This window comes from Ruegeria sp. CDSA021, from assembly GCF_059612325.1.
Genome location: NZ_JBXWQJ010000002.1, coordinates 80,287 through 97,506, shown reverse-complemented (window position 1 = coordinate 97,506; position 17,220 = coordinate 80,287). Strand labels below are relative to the sequence as shown.

The window sequence follows — 17,220 nt, the reverse complement described above, 5'->3', positions numbered from 1 at the left end:
ATCTTGCGTCCAGTTGTATACACATGGATACATTATAGTCAACGAAGCTGGAACGCTTACCTTGCACAGCCAAACCGATACCCCCTCTCTTCTGACGAAACGGGCCGTCACGCTCGGCCTGGCGGTGTTGGGCACTGGGGTATTTTGGGCGCTAAACCTGCCGCTACCTTTTCTGTTCGGGCCAATGAGCGCATGTTTGATTGCAGCTCTTGCGCACGCACCGATGGAAGGCTTTGGACAGGTCTCGGTTGCCGCCCGCACTATACTGGGCGTGGCGGTAGGAGCATCGATTACGCCGGCTCTGTTTGCTGAATTGCCGAAAATGGCCGCGTCAATTGCGCTGATCCCGTTCTTCATCCTGCTAATCGCGCTGGTAGGTGTGCCATTCTTTCGCAAATTCTGGGGCTTTGACTCCACAACGGCTTTCTACGCAGCCATGCCGGGCGGTTTGCAAGACATGATCATCTTTGGCACTGAGGCGGGGGCCAATCCGCGTACCTTGTCCTTGATCCACGGTACGCGCGTGCTGATCATCGTGACGTTGGCCCCCTTGTTCCTCACCGTGTTCTATGATGCCCAACTCACCAATCCGATTGGCGAGCCCGCGCACAACCTGCCAATAAATGAATTGACGCTGATGGTTCTGGCCGCCATTATCGGCTGGAAAGGCGGGGAGCGGATCGGCCTGTTCGGGGCGTCAATCCTGGGGCCAATGATCCTTACGGCCGCCTTGTCACTGGGCGACTTCATTCATACCCGACCGCCTCGCGAGGCCATCCTTGCAGCGCAGTTTTTCATTGGCTGCGGAATTGGTGTGAAATTCGTAGGTGTCACATGGGTCGAACTACGCCGGGTAGTGGCAGCGGGCTTCGCCTATGTCATTGTCCTTGCCGTCCTGGCAGCCGCTTTCACCGCCGTTGTCACCACCTTGGGACTGGGCCAACCTGTCGAGGCGTTTCTGGCCTTCGCGCCCGGTGGGCAGGCAGAGATGACGGTGCTGGCCATCGTCTCGGGCGCGGATTTGGGCTTTGTGATCACCCACCATCTGACAAGGATCGTGCTGGTGATCATCGGTGCGCCCATCGCCGCGAATCTTATTCTGCGTTGGTCCAAACCTCGGGGTTGATCATGTGGATCGGAGCGCCTTCGGCATAGGCGTTCACCTGATCGAAAACATCCGCGAATTGCAGGTCGAACTCGTCTTCAGTGACAAAGCCGATATGTGGGGTCGCGATCAGGTTGGGATGTGACAAAAGCGGGTCGGTCGGATCAATCAGTGGCTCGGAATCGAACACATCAATCGCCGCTCTGCCGGGGCGACCGACGTTCAGCGCCTCAAGCAAATCACCAGGTGCGATCAGCCCGGCTCGCGAGGTGTTCACAAACAGCGCCTCCGGCTGCATCTGTGCGAAATCCGATGCGGTGATGATCCCGCGCGTGTCCGGTTTCAGGCGCACATGGACTGAGACGACATCGCTGTCGGCAAAGAACGCTTCACGGCTGGGCGCGACCAGCGCGCCATCCGCCTGCGCGCGTGCCCGACCTTCCTCAGACGACCACCAGACAACATTCATCCCGAACGCCTCGGCATAACCCGCAACGGCGCGAGCAATGCGGCCATAGCCATAGAGCCCCAACTGACGCCCACGCAGCGTCTTGCCCACGCCCGCCTGCCAGTGCCCTGCTTTGACCGAGGCCATTTGTGCGGGCAAATCCCGCATCCCGACCATGATTAACGCCCAAGTAAGTTCAGCTGCAGCATAAGACGGCGTTCCGCCGTGCATGTTTGAGCACAGCAGCACGTCTTGATCTGTACAGGCTTCGACATCGACATGCGGATAAACGCTGCGCTGGCTGATAAGCTTCAGGTTTGGTAATTTCTCCAGCAAGGCGCGGGTGACTTTGGTACGTTCGCGGAACAGGACAAGCACCTCCGCGTCATGCAGTCGTTCGGCCAGAGTGTCAGTGTCTTCGACATGATCTGTCCATAACGTCACCTCATGACCGGTGAGTTTCTCAAAACAAGGCAGGCCACGCAGCGTGTCAAACCAGTCATCAAGAATTTGGACCTTCATCGGCTTTCTATACCCTGCTCGGTGTTCAGTTTTCTTGGCGTCGGCACAAAATGACATGTGTCGAGAGCGGAAAGTGCATTGCGGACCCGTTCGCTTTGATCCAGCAGATGGTTGAACTGCTCATCGCAGCCAGCAATCGGTGTCGGGTAGTCCGCAATGTCCCGCCGTAGGGCCGACTGCGCCAACATGAGTTCCTGACGCGCGATATCGAGGCATTCCGAATAGTCGTCCATCGTGTCCTCCCACTATGTATACAATAGTATACTATTTGGGTTGCACTTGATCAACTCCCGTTCCAAACAGACTCAGGCACATAAACATGCCCGTCCGCCAACTTGCGCGCGGTCCGCACCAAACCCGCCGCGTTCACTGTGAACCCGTCGGTGGTGGAAAAATCCACCAACACGTCGATATTGCCCGAGGCGTGTTCCAGAACGACTTCAGCCGGGCTGTTCGTGGGGCGATCCAGCAAACCGTCGGCGACGGTTCCGGGAGTCAAAGCGCAAGACGCCATGCATTGCGCGCCGGTGACCGCCATGGTCGGGTGGGTTTTCCACGGCATGAAATACCGCACTGCGAGCGTTCCGCCCTCTCTGGCCGGAGCAACAAGGCCGAACTTAGGGGTGACCGATTTGGACACATCCCCCATACCCATCCGCTGCCCTGCTTCGATCCTAACGGCCTCCATCCGGTCAAAGAACGCGCGGTTTGCGTCAAGTTCCTTGGCGCTCTCATAGCCCGTCAATCCGAAGTCTGTGGCGCGGGCGATAGCCATCGGCATAGCGACATCCATGAAGGTCAGTTCGACGCCCTGAACTGCATCGCGCAGGTTGCCCGTAGGCAGGAACGCTCCGGTGGCCGAGCCCACCACGCCCATGAAACTCAACTGCACCGGCGCTGAATGACCGGGAACGCCGGCGATCTCCGCATCACCCTCATAGGTCAATTCGCCCCCGGGTGTATTCACCTTGGCCACGACCCGAGCCCCAGTGTTGACGGCCCGAATGCGAACTTCAGTTTCATCACCCTGCGGTTTGAACAAGCCCATCTCGATGGCAGCAGGGGCAACCCCGGACAGGATGTTGCCGCAAGTCGGTTTGAAATCGACCAGCTTGTCCTCGACCGAGACCTGCGCAAAGAAATAGTCGATATCGGCCCAGTCATCCTCGCTGACCGACAGCATCGCGACCTTTGTGGTCACCGCCGCGCCGCCGCCGATGCCGTCGATGTTCAGCGACTGCCCGGACCCAAGAGCGGCGATCAGCACCTCGGCCAGCGCGTCCAAATCCTCAGGCAAATCCGAGCGGCGGAAATACGGGCCTTTCGACGTGCCGCCACGCATCAAGATATAAGGGATTGCGGTTTGAGTCATTTTGAACCCCTCACTTCAACGGCCAGGGCAGGCTGACCATGTCCTGCAACAGGCCGGGCGGGAAATCGCGGTTCAGAGCGCCCGCCATCAGGCACATGAACCCGATGCCGCAGGCGGTCAGGATCAGAGTCATCTGCCAGCTGGACCCGGCGCGGATACGGAGAAAGGCGATCAGGAACCCTATCAGGGCGAGGATGAAGCCCACCACCCACGTGGCCGCGATCAAACTGGCGAACCACGCCAGAGTGGACCACAGACCGTGGGGTGCGCTGGCGTCTTCACCGGCGATTTCCTTGTCGGCAAAGATCACGTCGCCTTCGGGACATCGCATCATCTGGATCAGAAGGATCACGCAACAGAATAGCGAGACGCTGCCGATAACCAGCGGGATGATCTTGTCGGTCATATTGTAGTCGGGGATCATGTTGGCGTTGACCAAAGCGACGATCAGGTAGGCCATGATCACCAGCAGAAAGATAAGCGGCGCGCGTTTGGTACCGGCCTGAACATCACCCTCGGCCATGATCATCTTGGCCTGCCGGATACCCAGAATGACCGAAACAACCGTGACCACGATCAGCACGATGACGATAGGGCTGAAGACATATTCCATCCCCTCGCCAAAGCTTTTGCGGAACCGGAATGAGGCGATCTGGAACGCCTGATTGGTGAACTTCTCAACCGGGTTCGACAGAACGAAACCGATCAGGAAGGCCGGGCGCGACCAGTCGAAACGGCGTAAAAAGATGCCGATCAGGCCGATCACGAACAGGGCCAGCAAGTCTTCGAAGTTTTGGCCGGATTGGAACGCCGCAAAGCTGATCAACATGAACAGGAAGGGCGCCAGATAGGTGAAGCGGATCGTGGTCAGCTTGGCGATCCCGCCCGATGCCGCGATGCACAAGATCGTGCCCACGACGTTGGCCAGCGCCAGCAGCCAAACGATTGAATAGGTGATGTCGAGATTGTCTTTCAGCATGCTTGGACCGACCTCGATATCGCCAGACCCCAGCAGGGCCACCGCGCCGATAAAGATCGCCATTGAGCCGGAACCGGGAATGCCGAACAGCAAAGTTGGCACCAAACCGCCGCCCTCCTTGGCGTTGTTTGAGCTTTCCGGGCCGATGACTCCGCGCACTTCGCCTTTGCCGAAATTGCTCTTGTCCTTGGTGGATTGAACCGAATGGCCGTAGGCAATCCAGTCGACCACCGAACCACCAAGACCAGGTATGACGCCAACAATCACGCCAATGATCGAACAACGCACCGACAGCCATATATTTGCGAACCAGTCTTTGACGCCGTCCAGCCAACCGGCGCCCAGTGAGGCCCCTTTGGCAATCGACCGATCTTGACGCAGCAGCGATACGATCTCGGGCACCGCAAAGATACCCAGGCCAACGATGACCAGCTTCAGGCCGTCCGTCAGATAAGGAATGTCATAAGTTGCCATGCGCAGCGAACCGCCTGCATCCGCCTCACCAATCGTGCCGACCATCAGGCCCAGACCGGCGGCGGCGACGCCTTTCAGCGGGATCCGCCCGGCCAAAATGGCGACCATCGACAGGCCGAGAATTGTAATCATCAACATCTCGGGCAGGCCGAAGGCCAGAACGATGGGCCGCGCGATCAGAATGAACATGGTCAGGAAGGTCGCGCCGACCAGCCCGCCGAAGAGGGACGAGGAAAAAGCCGCCGACAGCGCCCTTGCCGCTTCGCCCTTTTTCGCCATGGGGAAGCCGTCCAGCACGGTCGCCTGCGAGGCGGAGCTGCCGGGGATGCCCATCAGGACGGACGCAAAAGTGTCCGACGTCGGCACCACCGCGACCATACCGATCATCAGCGCCAGTCCAAGGATCGGGTCCATACCGAACATGAAGGGCAGCAACAGGGACAGACCGGCGATGCCTCCCAGCCCCGGAAAGACGCCCACGGCCAGCCCCATAACGACGCCGAGAATGAGATGCCCCAGAACGATAGGTTGCAGGATCAGACCCCACGCGTCACCGAGCGCAGGAAGAGCGGTGGCGAAAACCTCCATAGCGGCCGCCTTTCATAAAATGTCTTGGATGTAGAGAAACGCGCGCCCTTCGTTGGGCGCGCGACGACGTGTCAACTTAGTTCAGTTCGACGCCGTAGGCCTCTTTCAGCCAGTTCAGGACGTATTGCTTGGCGTTGTCGTCCACATTAGTCGCCGTTTGCAGCGCGGCTTTTGAGCCGTCGCCGACGAACACCGGATACTTGCCGACGCGCTTCGAGGAGATATCAGCAAAATCACCCCGCTCGGTCACAGCTTGGAACGCTGCGGTATAGGCGTCGACGACCTCTTGCGGCGTGTCACCGGGCAGGAAGGCCAGCTTCTGAACCGGGAAACCTGCCACGAAGAAGGCTTTCCATGCGTCCCATGCCTCACCACTGGTTTCGCAGCCATCGGTGGCCTCGCAGACCTCCTTGAAAGTCGGAATGTCCGGGAAGGTCGGATCGCGCACGATGTTGCCATCGGCGTCCAGTGCACCCCATGTCATCATCGGAACGGCCTGACCAGCCTCGACCAGTGGGGCCGACCCGCCCAGATAGCCCGAGGATGTCTGGTAGTCGATATTAGCCTCACCGCGTTCGAACATCAGGCGGCCATCACCGCGGCCCTTGATACCAAAGACAGGCTCAACATTCATGCCCAGCATCTGCCAGGCCAGCAGCGGCACAAGGTCTAAACGGGTCGCGCCCTGCGAGCCGTAGATGAAATTGGTGTCTTTCAGCGCATTGGCAGAGCCATCGAATTTGGCTCCGTCCTCTGCGTTCAGATAGGCGACACCGCCGGTGCCCGACGCCATGACCGGGATCCAGTCATTGTATTCATAGCGTACGCGCGGGTCGCTCAGCAGGTATGGGAACTGTGTCGAGCCAGAGGTGCCGAACAGCAGCGTGCCGTCGTCATGGCTCTGCTCCTGAAACCAGTTCGCGCCCTTCGTCGATCCTGCACCGGGCATAAATTTAACCACAACGGTTGGCTGACCCGGCAGAGCCTCGGACAGAAGCGGGGCAAAGAAGTTGGCCCATTTGGCCGACCCGCCCGTTTCCGAGAACGGAATGACCCATTCGATGGTCTTGCCCGAGAAATCGACCTCGGCAGCGGCAGGTGCGGCGAGTCCGGCGGCGGCGATCAGCCCCACGACGGCGCGACGGGTGAAGTTGGAAATGGCCATTGGTTCCTCCCTGTTGACCAGACAACCACGCCAGCGCCCCTCGCGCCACCATGATCGCAAATAGAACTGTGGGGTTGATTCCCTCTCCCATCTGGCAATCATGGAGCGCCAACCTTGCGCGAAACTTGCAGGAGCCCGAATGCGGATCGTCATCGTCGAGGATAATGAGACCCTCGCTAACGCCATTGCTTACCGCCTGAGGGATCGGGGCCATGCCGCTGATGTGCTGACAGATGGCGATGCCGCCGATCTATATCTGGAACAGGAAGGCGCAGACCTGATCGTTCTGGATATCAACTTGCCCGGTCGGTCAGGGCTTGAGATCTTGCGATCCCTGCGCAACCGGGGTGACAGTGCGCCTGTCATCCTGCTAACCGCACGCAGCGAAACCAGCGACCGCGTTTCGGGTCTGGATATGGGCGCCGACGACTACCTGGTGAAGCCCTTCGAAATGGACGAGCTTGAGGCCCGCATCCGTGCCCTGTCGCGCCGCAAGCAACTGGATTACGGCGCGCGCGAGACCATCGGAGATCTTGAGTTCGACCGTACGGCCCGGCAGGTCAGTGCAAAAGGCCAAGTGCTCGACGTGCCGCGTCGGGAAATGGCTGTGCTTGAATGCCTGCTGGAGCGACGCGGCAGGATCGTCCCCAAAAGTCAGTTGACCGATTACGTCTACGGCGTGGGCGCCGACGTCGACGACTCAGCGGTCGAGCCGCATGTGTCACGACTGCGCAAACGCCTTCAGAACCTTGGCATCCGGATCAAGACTGCCCGTGGCCTTGGATACCTGCTTGAGGTGCAGAAGTGATCCGGCACGGCTCACTCAGGCTCAGGCTTCTTATTCTGATCCTGACGCCATTGGTGCTGCTCGCAATCCTGCTTGGATACTGGCGCTACACCGCGGCCCAGCAAACGGCGCAGGAACTTTTTGACGACAGCCTGTTGTCCGCTGGTCTGGCTATATCGCGCGATGTTGCGGTGTCAGAAGGCGATGCCTTGTCGCCCACCACGCGCAGCTTGATCCGAGATGCGTCAGGAGGAGAGATTTTCTATCACGTGACTGGACCCGGTGGCATCTACGTCACAGGGTATGCATATCCTCCGGCCGCTGCAAAACCATCTGAACAGGGCGCGTACCAGCCGCGGTTTTTTGAGGCGATCTATCGGGATGAGCCGGTGCGCGTGCTGAAAATGACTGAGCGGGTCACGTTGGATAACCTGGTGGGCGATGCGACAGTCACAGCGTGGCAACGCATCGCGGATCGCAACGCCTTTGCCAATGAGTTGTCGATCCGTGCGGCGATTCTGATGGGTATCCTGTTGGCCACCCTTGCGTTTGTTGTCTGGTTCGGCGTCGCGCGAGGGCTGCGGCCCTTGCTGGATTTGCAGGATGCGATCGACCTACGCTCACCTGACGACCTGAGCAAAATCAAACGCCCGGTCCCGGTCGAGGTTCATGGAATTGTTCAGACCCTGAATCGACTGTTTGGGCAGGTCGAGCGTAGTATTAACGCCCATCAGGTGTTTATCTCAGAAGCCGCACATCAGCTGCGGAATCCCGCGGCAGCGGTTCAGTCCATGGCCGAGGCTTTGCGGGACGCAAAAACGGATGAGGACAAGGACAAACGGATAATCGAGCTTGTGTCGGCAGCGAAAAATTCCGCCACGGTGGCCGAGCAGCTATTGTCGTTGGAGCGGTTGCGGCAACCTACGCATCAGGATCAGATGGACAAGATTGATTTCCGTGCGGTTGTGGAAGAAGCCTGCGCTGACATGGGTGTACAGATCCTCGCAAAAGGGATCGAGTTTGATGTTACGATGCCGGACTCGACAATTACGGTTTTAGGAGATCAGGTTTTTTTAACTGAGGCCATCAAAAACCTGCTGGACAACGCAGTTAAGCACGGTGGGACTAAGTTGAGCCAAATTTCAGTCGCGCTGCGCTCTGATGGCGAGAACGTAAAGCTTACCGTATCCGATGACGGAACCGGCCTTTCACCCGAACAAAGCGAAACCGTTTTCAGTCGATTTTCGCAGCTGGAATATTCCGAAGGCAGCGGTTTAGGGTTGTCGATTGTCTCAGCTGTAGCGAAGCGCCACGGAGGAGTGGCCGCGATCAACCAAGTCGAAAAAGGAGCAAGCGTCACGCTTCAACTTCCCATAGCCCTGTAGTTTGTTTCAATTTCTGCTCGGAACCCGAAACCTGTCACAATCAAAGAGAGTTTTTTCGATTACAGCGAATGACCGGTTTCCACCCCAGGTGCCGGGCACGGTGGTCTTGATACGTCTTCACCGGACTTTGAAGCCTTTTGCAGCGAAATGGCGCTTGGTCCGCATAGCAGACCACAGAGCAAAGTGCAGCGGATGTCCGGTTTCCGTCCTCCATCAAAATTGGCTCCACCTTTTTGGCGGAGCCAACAAATACTCGGCAACTTATTACCAGATACCTCCTACAGCGCGGAATGCGTCAGGAATGCCCTGCGGCGGTTTTTTGTCGGCCGGGCCCAATGTCAGTCCATTGCAGGCTGTGCATTGGATTGGTAAGAAAAAATAACCAGTACGCCCGGAGGTCAGCAGCCATGCCCGTGATTACCAATATCGAAGACCTCAGGCGCTTATACGAACGCCGCGTTCCTCGGATGTTCTACGATTATGCTGAAAGTGGCAGTTGGACGGAACAAACCTTTCGCGAAAACAGCAGCGACTTTGAAAAAATCCGGCTTCGCCAGCGGGTTGCGGTTAATATGTCCGGTCGCTCGACGGCCTCGCAGATGATTGGCGAGGATGTCTCGATGCCGGTGGCGCTGGCTCCGGTTGGGCTGACCGGGATGCAACACGCGGATGGAGAGATGAAGGCCGCGAAAGCTGCCGAGGAGTTCGGCGTACCTTTTACGCTTTCCACCATGTCGATCAACTCGATCGAAGACGTGGCAGAACATACCGACACGCCGTTTTGGTTTCAGCTCTATACGATGAAGGACACCGACTACGTTAACCGCCTGATCCAACGGGCCAAAGACGCCAAGTGTTCGGCACTGGTGATCACACTGGATCTGCAAATTCTGGGCCAACGCCATAAAGATCTCAAAAATGGCCTTTCCGCCCCGCCGAAGCTGACGGCCAAGACCATCGCCAACCTGATGACCAAATGGGCTTGGGGAATGGAAATGCTGGGTGCCCAAAGGCGCGAGTTTGGCAATATCGTCGGCCATGTCGAAGGCATTTCAGACGCGTCTTCCCTGGGGGCTTGGACCGCCGAACAGTTCGATCCCAGCCTGGATTGGACCAAGGTGGAAAAGCTGATGGAACAATGGGGCGGCAAGGTCATCCTGAAAGGCATTCTTGACGCCGAAGATGCAAAAATGGCCGCGAAGCTGGGCGCAGATGCCATCGTCGTGTCAAACCACGGCGGACGTCAGCTTGATGGCGCGCTCAGCTCGATCCGCGTGCTGCCCGAAATCATGGACGCCGTCGGCGGTGATATTGAGGTTCATCTCGACAGCGGTATCCGGTCAGGTCAGGACGTTCTCAAGGCTTTGGCGCTTGGGGCCAAGGGCACCTATGTCGGCCGCGCATTTGTCTATGGCTTGGGCGCGATGGGCCAGAAAGGTGTCACGACAGCATTGGAGGTGATCCAGAGGGAATTGGATACGACAATGGCGCTTTGCGGTGAAAAATCCGTTGATGCGCTGGGACGGCAGAACCTTCTGGTGCCAGAAGATTTCGGCGGTCGCTGGCAAGACTAGTTGCCTTGGAACAGGGGGTTCTGCCCCCACCGCCCGTTCCGGGCGCCTCCCCCGAGATATTTTTGGCCAGATAAAGCCGGGATCCTTTATTCACACGGCCGAAAATACCTCGGAGCGTGTGGCAGAGCCTCGGAGAATGACAAGGCGCGAATTACCCCTTTCCAAACACGGTGAATCGAGATAAGGACGCGGCTTCACGCGGGCATACAGCCTTGGAGGATGCCCGCCCTAACATTGGAGAATTATCATGGCTGGAGAGATTCCTGATCTCGTAGCTCTGGAACGGACGGGGACAGGCAAGGGCGCCGCTCGTAAAACACGCCGCGAAGGCATGGTTCCGGGTGTTGTATTTGGCGGCGACAAAGATCCGCTGGCGATTCAGATCCCGTTCAACGAACTGTTCAAGCGCCTGAAAGCTGGTCGCTTCAAGTCGACCCTGTGGAACCTGAAGGTCGAAGGTCACGAAGACGTTCGCGTCATCTGCCGCGACGTTCAGCGTGATATCGTCAAAGACCTGCCGACCCACCTGGACCTGATGCGCCTGCGTCGTACCACCAAGATCGCGCTGTTCATCCCAGTTGAATTCATCAACGAGGAAGAAGCGCCCGGCATCAAAAAGGGCGGCGTTCTGACCGTTGTCCGTCCGGAAGTCGAATTGCTGTGCACCGCAGGTGACATTCCTGAGAAGATCACTGTTGACGTGACCGGAATGAACATCAACGACGTTGTCACCATTTCGTCGGTTGACCTGCCCGAAGGCACCAAGCCGACCATCGACCGTGATTTCGTGATTGCAAACGTCTCAGCACCAACGGGTCTGTCCACAAGCGACGACGAAGAAGGTGAAGAGGGCGAAGTTGCAGTCGATGAAGTTGAAGTCGTCGGCAAAGAAGAAGAATAAATCTGGACCAGATTTCCGGATTTTGGAACGGGGCTCTTCAGGGTCCCGTTTTTTTTGCGTGTAGACTCATCCGGGCTGACTGGATTTTCCAAGCATTTCCGTGCATGAAAACGCCTAACGGCTACAAGGGCGGAGCAACATCATGAAACTCTTTGTCGGATTGGGGAACCCAGGGCAGAAATACGCCCGCAACCGGCACAATATCGGGTTCATGGCCGTGGACCGGATTGCAGAGGACCACGGGTTTGGTCCGTGGAAGTCCAAGTTTCAGGGCGAGCTTTCGGAAGGTCGATTGGGCAGCGAAAAGGTTATGCTGCTGAAACCACAGACCTTCATGAACCGGTCCGGCCAATCCGTCGGTGAAGCGATGCGGTTCTACAAGCTTGATTCAACTGATGTCGTTGTCTTCCACGACGAGCTGGACCTTGCCCCCTGCAAAGTGCGTGTCAAGGCGGGCGGTGGACATGCCGGACACAATGGCTTGCGTTCGATCCATGACCATATCGGAGCCACCTATGACCGCGTGCGCCTTGGAATTGGGCATCCCGGTCGCAAGGAAATGGTGTCAGCCTACGTTTTGAACGACTTTGCCAAATCCGAAGCTGACTGGTTAGATGATGTGCTGCGTGGCATTTCGGACGGGGCAGCTTACTTGGCCCAAGACGAAGGCGGGAAATTCATGAATGCGGTCGCGCTGCGCACCGCTCCACCGCGCTCCTCAAAGACACCTGCCCCGAAGACCGAGGCGAAACCCAAAAAATCGACAGAATCCGAAGTGGATAACCGCTCTGCCATGCAGAAGCTGTTGGACAAATTCAAATAGCAGATCCGGCACATTCCGTTACGTAGTCATTGCAGAATGAAAGCGTCCGCGATCCAATACCGAGGAACAAGGGAGGCTATGCGATGAGATCCATTTTGAAGTGGGTGCTGCGCATCGTTGTGGCGCTGGCTCTGGCTGCCGTTGTCGTTGGGCTGTGGAAACGCGAAGAGTTGCAGCGCCTGATGGCTGTGAACTCGCTGTTTTCCGAAGAAAAGATCGTTCACAATTTTTCGCACATGAACGAAGCTTTTCTGACCATTGATCTGCCCCGTGGCAACGGCCCGACGTGGGAGCTGCCTTACGGCGAAGGGTTCGACCTGCCCGATGGCACCGACAAATGGATCGATGAACGCTCTGTCACCTCGTTGTTGGTCATGCAGGGCGGCGATATCCGGTTCGAGGAGTATTATCTGGGTACCAGCCCAAATGACCGTCGAATTTCTTGGTCGGTGGCCAAAAGCTATCTTTCAGCGCTTTTTGGGATTTTGCTGAATGAGGGCGCGATCGAGTCACTGGACGACCCGGTAATCAAATACGCCCCGAAGCTAAAGGGCAGCGCTTATGAGGCCGCGACAATCCGCAATGTGTTGAACATGGCCAGCGGTGTCACGTTTGACGAAGATTATCTGGACCCGAACTCTGACATCAACCGCATGGGTCGCGTCATCGCCTTAGGTGGCGAGTTGGACGATTTTGCAGCGTCCTTGCAAGACAGCTTTGCGACGCCGGGCGAAACCTGGCAATACGTCTCAATCGATACGCATGTCTTAGGCATGGTCATACGCGGCGCAACCGGGCGCAGCGTAGCTGAGCTGTTGACCGATAGGATCATACAGCCCTTGGGACTGGAGCATGACGGATACTATGTCACGGACGGTGCCGGTGTTGCCTTTGTGTTGGCTGGCCTGAACTTCACCACGCGTGACTTTGCACGGTTCGGACAAATGATCCTGCAGGACGGCAAAGTGGATGGGCAACAACTGGTTCCTGCCGAATGGATATTCGAGGCCACGCAACCCAGCGCCCCCACGGCGCAAGGCAAGATCGGCTATGGCTATCAATGGTGGATACCCCGTGGTGCGCACGAAGGCGAGTTTCTGGCCCGTGGCATTTACGGTCAGTATATCTATTTCAATCAGCCCCGAGGTGTTTTGATTGTCTCAACCGGCGCAGACCGTCTGTTTCTTGAACCCGGCGTGAATGATCAGAACATCGAAATGTTCCGAAAGATCGCAGAAAGCCTGTAAGGTAACTTCATGCAAAAGCAAGACAGTATCAATGTTATGGGAGGTGTCCTCGCCCCCTGTTCAACAAACCCCTTAACCGGCTTTTTCCGCGACGGCTCGTGCAATACCTGCCCCGAAGATCAAGGCAGCCACACCGTCTGTGCGGTGATGACAGCCGAGTTTCTGGCGTTCTCAAAATATGTCGGCAACGATCTGAGCACGGCACGGCCCGAATTCGACTTCCCGGGCCTCAAGCCCGGTGACAGCTGGTGCCTGTGCGCCAGCCGTTTTATGCAAGCCCAGGACGAGGGATGTGCGCCACAGGTCCATCTTGAGGCCACGCATCAACGCGCGTTAGAGGTCGTGCCACTCGAGATTTTGCTGCAGCATAAAACCGAGAAGTGACGGACTACCGGCGGTGTGTCTGATTCACTCGTGCCGGTTCAGAAGGACATTTGCCAGATCAGACTGAGGCTGTAGTTCTCGAACCCGCTTTCGCCGATGCCGTCATAAAACACATTGGCCGCAAGCAAGCTGTCGTTTTCCAAGCGGTAATCAAATCCTAGGTCCGCGCGCGCGCGCGCCGTGTCGCCAATCGGCGTCACACCGGGGACCGTGCCGGTGCCCGACGTTGTGCTCCAGATCCCAGACAGACCACCGGTCAGTTCCATGGCTCCGCGCGACACCTGGATCGGGTGACTGAAATCCAGACCCAGCCGGGCCGTGGTCAGGCTGAAGTCCTGCTGCGGGATAAGGTTCCCCAGACTGTCGATGTACGTTTCCTGATCATCGCTGGCATAGCTGACATCCAGCAATGGCATCAGTGTCAGTGCACCGCGTTTGATTTCGCCGGTCACACGTGATTGCACCAACCAGCGTTCACTGTCGAAACTGTCGGTATAGGTGCCTAACGGAGAGATATCGTTGTCAGCCTGTCCATACAGAACACGCCCCTCGAAAAACACCGGCTGACTGGGCAACTTGGCCACAACGTAAGGGCCAATCAGCCACCCCGTGCCGTCCACGCTGGCCGGTCCGTTTTCCGTTTCGGCATAGTCGAACTGCAACATGGCCCCGATCAGAAGGTTCGAACTGATCCGACGGTGTGCGCCCAGAACAGCCAACGCATAAGAGCTGTCGAAATCGTCTTGTGAACTCCAGTTGCCGGTCAGATTGAACCAGACCGGGTTGGATGGGTCTGTCGCAAAGTTCAAATACCCCGAGCCCTGCGTTACGGACGAATCCAACACGCCCGAACCCGAACGCTGCAAGAACCGGGTCAATCCCGGCTGGTTGGTTGCAAGGCTGGTGGCCCGTGCATTCTGAAACGCCTGTATCAGACGTTGCGTATTTGTCACCGCCTGTGCCGTCGTCACAGTGTTGGAGGCCAGGTTCAGGTTGCCTGCCGCATCGGTGAAGACGCCAGCCGGAATGAACAGTTCGATGGTGCCGTTGTTTTGCGGTGTCAGCGTTGCAACATAGTTGGTCCCTGACCCTGTCAGGGTGGCTGTTGCGTTCGTGACAGACAGATCGCCCACCGTGAAATCCGTGCTGGTCTCACTGAGTGTGATCGACGCTTGAAACGTACCGTTTCCGGTGGCCGTCAGTGCACCGATTGTGGCCGTCGGTTGGGTTGTGTCCACCAGCGTTCGTGTGTTGATGATCTGAGTAGCCGTTACGCCGAACAGCGCGACTTCATAGCGGTACAGCGGTCCGCCAACGGTTTCCTGAGCCGTAAATACCACGCCAAGATACCCATCCGCTGCATATGTGGAATCCGCGCCATCCTGACTAATGATGGTTGCGTTGAGATATCCTAAGTTGGCTAACCCCGCTGGAGTAATGGCTGCCTGCGACTGCACACCATTGTTGAAATAGAAACTGCCACCGGGAACCTGCCCTGATCCGCCCAGAGAAATAAACGCGGTGCCCGACGGCGGGAAGTTGTTGATAAAGATACTGCCGCCGTTTGGTGTCGGAATCGAGGTTATGATGAACCCCCCACCGAGTGCTGCACCTTGTTTGGCACCTCCGATCACAAGCACTGAAACCAGAAGTATGAGACCTGCCAGCCTCGAAATCGCGAACCGAACCATGTAACCTCCTAAAGCACCGCGCTAGTGCCCAACACCCGGGCACACTGGGCCAATTCAGCAACCCAAGCGTGTCGTCTCTTATCCCAACACCATAGAGACTTCCCCGGAACCGGCCCTCAAGAACCGCTTTACAAAACGTTAAATCAATTGTGGGAAGTTGTATAGAATGTGAAGCGCCTCAACCGGTCAGTAATGGCTGCGGATTTGGTCGGCAGATAATGAGACGTGCGTTCAAAAAATAGTCGAACCCGTTGCTTTCGCAAATTTTAGACGATGATACGGCGGGCAACATCTAATAATGGTCCGATCGCGCCTAGGCACTCGATTTCGCTAAAAGTCAACAAAATTGCGACAGTTCCCGCCGCCCGTGCACACTATCCCGCACCAGGAAACATGAGATTACGAATCCGATCCGAAAGCTTATGGGCGTGCGACTCAAAAATTTCACTCAATCAACTAAAAGGCGTTTTTTGGGGCAACGGACCGGAAGAGAAAAACCGAGGTGCAGGACCCCGGTTTCATGTTAGCCAACTGCGCGACCTTCGGTGTCAGACATGTCGAAGTTCAGATACTTCGCTACGGTCTGAACATCCTTGTCGCCTCGCCCACACATGTTCATGCAGATCAGGTGATCCTTGGGCAGATCAGGCGCAATCTTCATCACATGAGCCAGCGCGTGGCTGGGCTCCAATGCCGGAATGATGCCTTCGGTCGCACAACACAGCTGGAACGCCTCAAGCGCCTCTTTGTCGGTGATCGAGACATAGTTTGCGCGACCAATGTCATTCAACCAGGAATGCTCAGGACCGATTCCTGGATAGTCCAGACCAGCCGAAATCGAATAGCCCTCAAGAATCTGACCATCGTCATCCTGCAACAGGTAGGTGCGGTTGCCATGCAGTACACCCGGACGTCCGCCGGTGAGAGAGGCGCAATGCTCCATCTTCTCGTTCACACCTTTGCCACCGGCCTCAACACCGATGATGTTCACCTCCTTGTCGTCAAGGAACGGGTAAAACAAGCCCATCGCGTTCGACCCACCGCCAATAGCAGCAATGATCGTGTCGGGCAGACGGCCCTCGGCCTTCATCATCTGCTCTTTCGCTTCCTTACCGATGATCGACTGGAAATCGCGAACCATCGCCGGATACGGGTGCGGACCAGCCACTGTGCCGATGCAGTAGAACGTGTCGCGCACATTGGTCACCCAATCGCGCAGCGCGTCGTTCATCGCGTCCTTGAGCGTGCCACGACCCGAGGTTACCGGGATCACCTCGGCCCCTAGCAGACGCATCCGGAACACGTTCGGGGCCTGACGCTGCACGTCATGCGCGCCCATGTATACGATGCATTTCAGACCAAACTTGGCGCAGACAGTGGCCGTGGCCACGCCGTGCTGCCCTGCCCCGGTTTCCGCGATGATCCGGGTCTTGCCCATGCGCCGCGCCAGAATGATCTGACCCAACACGTTGTTGATTTTGTGCGCGCCGGTATGGTTCAGCTCATCGCGCTTAAGATAGATTTTCGCGCCGCCCAGATGCTCGGTCAGGCGTTGCGCAAAATACAGCGGCGAAGGACGGCCCACGTAGTTCGCCCAAAGATCATCCATCTCGGCCCAGAAGGTGGGATCATCCTTGGCTTTGTCATATTCCTCTTCCAGCGACAGGATCAGCGGCATCAGTGTTTCGCTGACAAAACGCCCGCCGAAGATGCCAAAGCGTCCCTGTTCGTCAGGGCCGGACATGAAGGAATTGAAAAGATCGTTGGCCATGGGT

At 57.3% G+C, this 17,220-nt stretch carries 15 protein-coding genes; 8 read left to right on the top strand and 7 right to left on the bottom strand.

All coding sequences use genetic code 11. The features are described from left to right. The first annotated feature begins 61 nt into the window (after positions 1 to 61). Entirely contained in the window at positions 62 to 1,126 is a 1,065-nt protein-coding gene (locus tag AC2FLD_RS02710) for an AbrB family transcriptional regulator (RefSeq protein WP_496667591.1), read from the top strand. Here the strand turns inward: AC2FLD_RS02710 and AC2FLD_RS02705 are convergent. The 5 genes from AC2FLD_RS02705 to AC2FLD_RS02685 all read right to left on the bottom strand — a co-directional run bounded on the left by AC2FLD_RS02705 (position 1,095) and on the right by AC2FLD_RS02685 (position 6,653). Then, a complete protein-coding gene (locus AC2FLD_RS02705; RefSeq protein ID WP_496667592.1) occupies positions 1,095 to 2,075 on the bottom strand; it encodes a D-2-hydroxyacid dehydrogenase family protein in 981 nt (326 codons plus the stop codon). The two genes, AC2FLD_RS02710 and AC2FLD_RS02705, sit on opposite strands and share 32 nt — an antisense overlap. Further along, on the bottom strand, positions 2,072 to 2,308 hold the full coding sequence (locus AC2FLD_RS02700) for a hypothetical protein (RefSeq protein ID WP_496667593.1): 237 nt from the start codon (positions 2,306 to 2,308) through the stop codon (positions 2,072 to 2,074). Before AC2FLD_RS02700 ends, AC2FLD_RS02705 begins: the two co-directional genes overlap by 4 nt. Positions 2,309 to 2,358: 50 nt before the next feature. Beyond that, positions 2,359 to 3,447, bottom strand: a complete 1,089-nt coding sequence (locus tag AC2FLD_RS02695; RefSeq protein WP_496667594.1) for a 4-oxalomesaconate tautomerase — start codon at positions 3,445 to 3,447, stop codon at positions 2,359 to 2,361. 10 nt (positions 3,448 to 3,457) lie between these two features. Then, positions 3,458 to 5,488, bottom strand: coding sequence for a tripartite tricarboxylate transporter permease (locus tag AC2FLD_RS02690; RefSeq protein WP_496667595.1), 2,031 nt, complete (start codon positions 5,486 to 5,488; stop codon positions 3,458 to 3,460). A 76-nt stretch (positions 5,489 to 5,564) separates the two neighbouring features. Continuing rightward, a complete protein-coding gene (locus AC2FLD_RS02685) occupies positions 5,565 to 6,653 on the bottom strand; it encodes a tricarboxylate transporter (RefSeq protein ID WP_496667596.1) in 1,089 nt (362 codons plus the stop codon). Positions 6,654 to 6,792: 139 nt separating this feature from the next. Here AC2FLD_RS02685 and AC2FLD_RS02680 point away from each other — a divergent pair, with 139 nt between their 5' ends. From AC2FLD_RS02680 to AC2FLD_RS02650, 7 genes are all read left to right on the top strand, one after another. Further along, positions 6,793 to 7,461 carry a response regulator transcription factor gene (locus AC2FLD_RS02680; RefSeq protein ID WP_039538423.1) on the top strand — a complete coding sequence of 223 codons (669 nt, stop codon included), beginning with the start codon at positions 6,793 to 6,795 and terminating at the stop codon, positions 7,459 to 7,461. Next, positions 7,458 to 8,825: a sensor histidine kinase gene (locus AC2FLD_RS02675; protein ID WP_496667597.1), complete on the top strand. Its 1,368-nt coding sequence runs from the start codon at positions 7,458 to 7,460 to the stop codon at positions 8,823 to 8,825. The genes AC2FLD_RS02680 and AC2FLD_RS02675 overlap by 4 nt, the downstream gene beginning before the upstream one ends. A gap of 407 nt (positions 8,826 to 9,232) precedes the next feature. Further along, the gene (locus AC2FLD_RS02670; protein ID WP_496667598.1) at positions 9,233 to 10,399 is read left to right on the top strand and encodes an alpha-hydroxy acid oxidase; all 1,167 of its coding nucleotides are present in this window, start codon (positions 9,233 to 9,235) and stop codon (positions 10,397 to 10,399) included. 247 nt (positions 10,400 to 10,646) lie between these two features. Beyond that, positions 10,647 to 11,300, top strand: coding sequence for a 50S ribosomal protein L25/general stress protein Ctc (locus AC2FLD_RS02665; protein WP_050603118.1), 654 nt, complete (start codon positions 10,647 to 10,649; stop codon positions 11,298 to 11,300). A 142-nt stretch (positions 11,301 to 11,442) separates the two neighbouring features. After that, a complete protein-coding gene (pth, locus tag AC2FLD_RS02660; RefSeq protein WP_496667599.1) occupies positions 11,443 to 12,123 on the top strand; it encodes an aminoacyl-tRNA hydrolase in 681 nt (226 codons plus the stop codon). 83 nt (positions 12,124 to 12,206) lie between these two features. Next, on the top strand, positions 12,207 to 13,370 hold the full coding sequence (locus AC2FLD_RS02655) for a serine hydrolase domain-containing protein (protein ID WP_496667600.1): 1,164 nt from the start codon (positions 12,207 to 12,209) through the stop codon (positions 13,368 to 13,370). A gap of 9 nt (positions 13,371 to 13,379) precedes the next feature. Next, positions 13,380 to 13,754, top strand: a complete 375-nt coding sequence (locus AC2FLD_RS02650; RefSeq protein WP_496667601.1) for a DUF2237 family protein — start codon at positions 13,380 to 13,382, stop codon at positions 13,752 to 13,754. A 38-nt stretch (positions 13,755 to 13,792) separates the two neighbouring features. Here AC2FLD_RS02650 and AC2FLD_RS02645 read toward each other — a convergent pair whose 3' ends face one another. Next, on the bottom strand, positions 13,793 to 15,445 hold the full coding sequence (locus tag AC2FLD_RS02645) for an Ig-like domain-containing protein (RefSeq protein WP_496667602.1): 1,653 nt from the start codon (positions 15,443 to 15,445) through the stop codon (positions 13,793 to 13,795). Positions 15,446 to 15,968: 523 nt separating this feature from the next. Next, a complete protein-coding gene (gene trpB / locus AC2FLD_RS02640) occupies positions 15,969 to 17,216 on the bottom strand; it encodes a tryptophan synthase subunit beta (RefSeq protein ID WP_496667603.1) in 1,248 nt (415 codons plus the stop codon). Between the last annotated feature and the right edge of the window lie 4 nt (positions 17,217 to 17,220).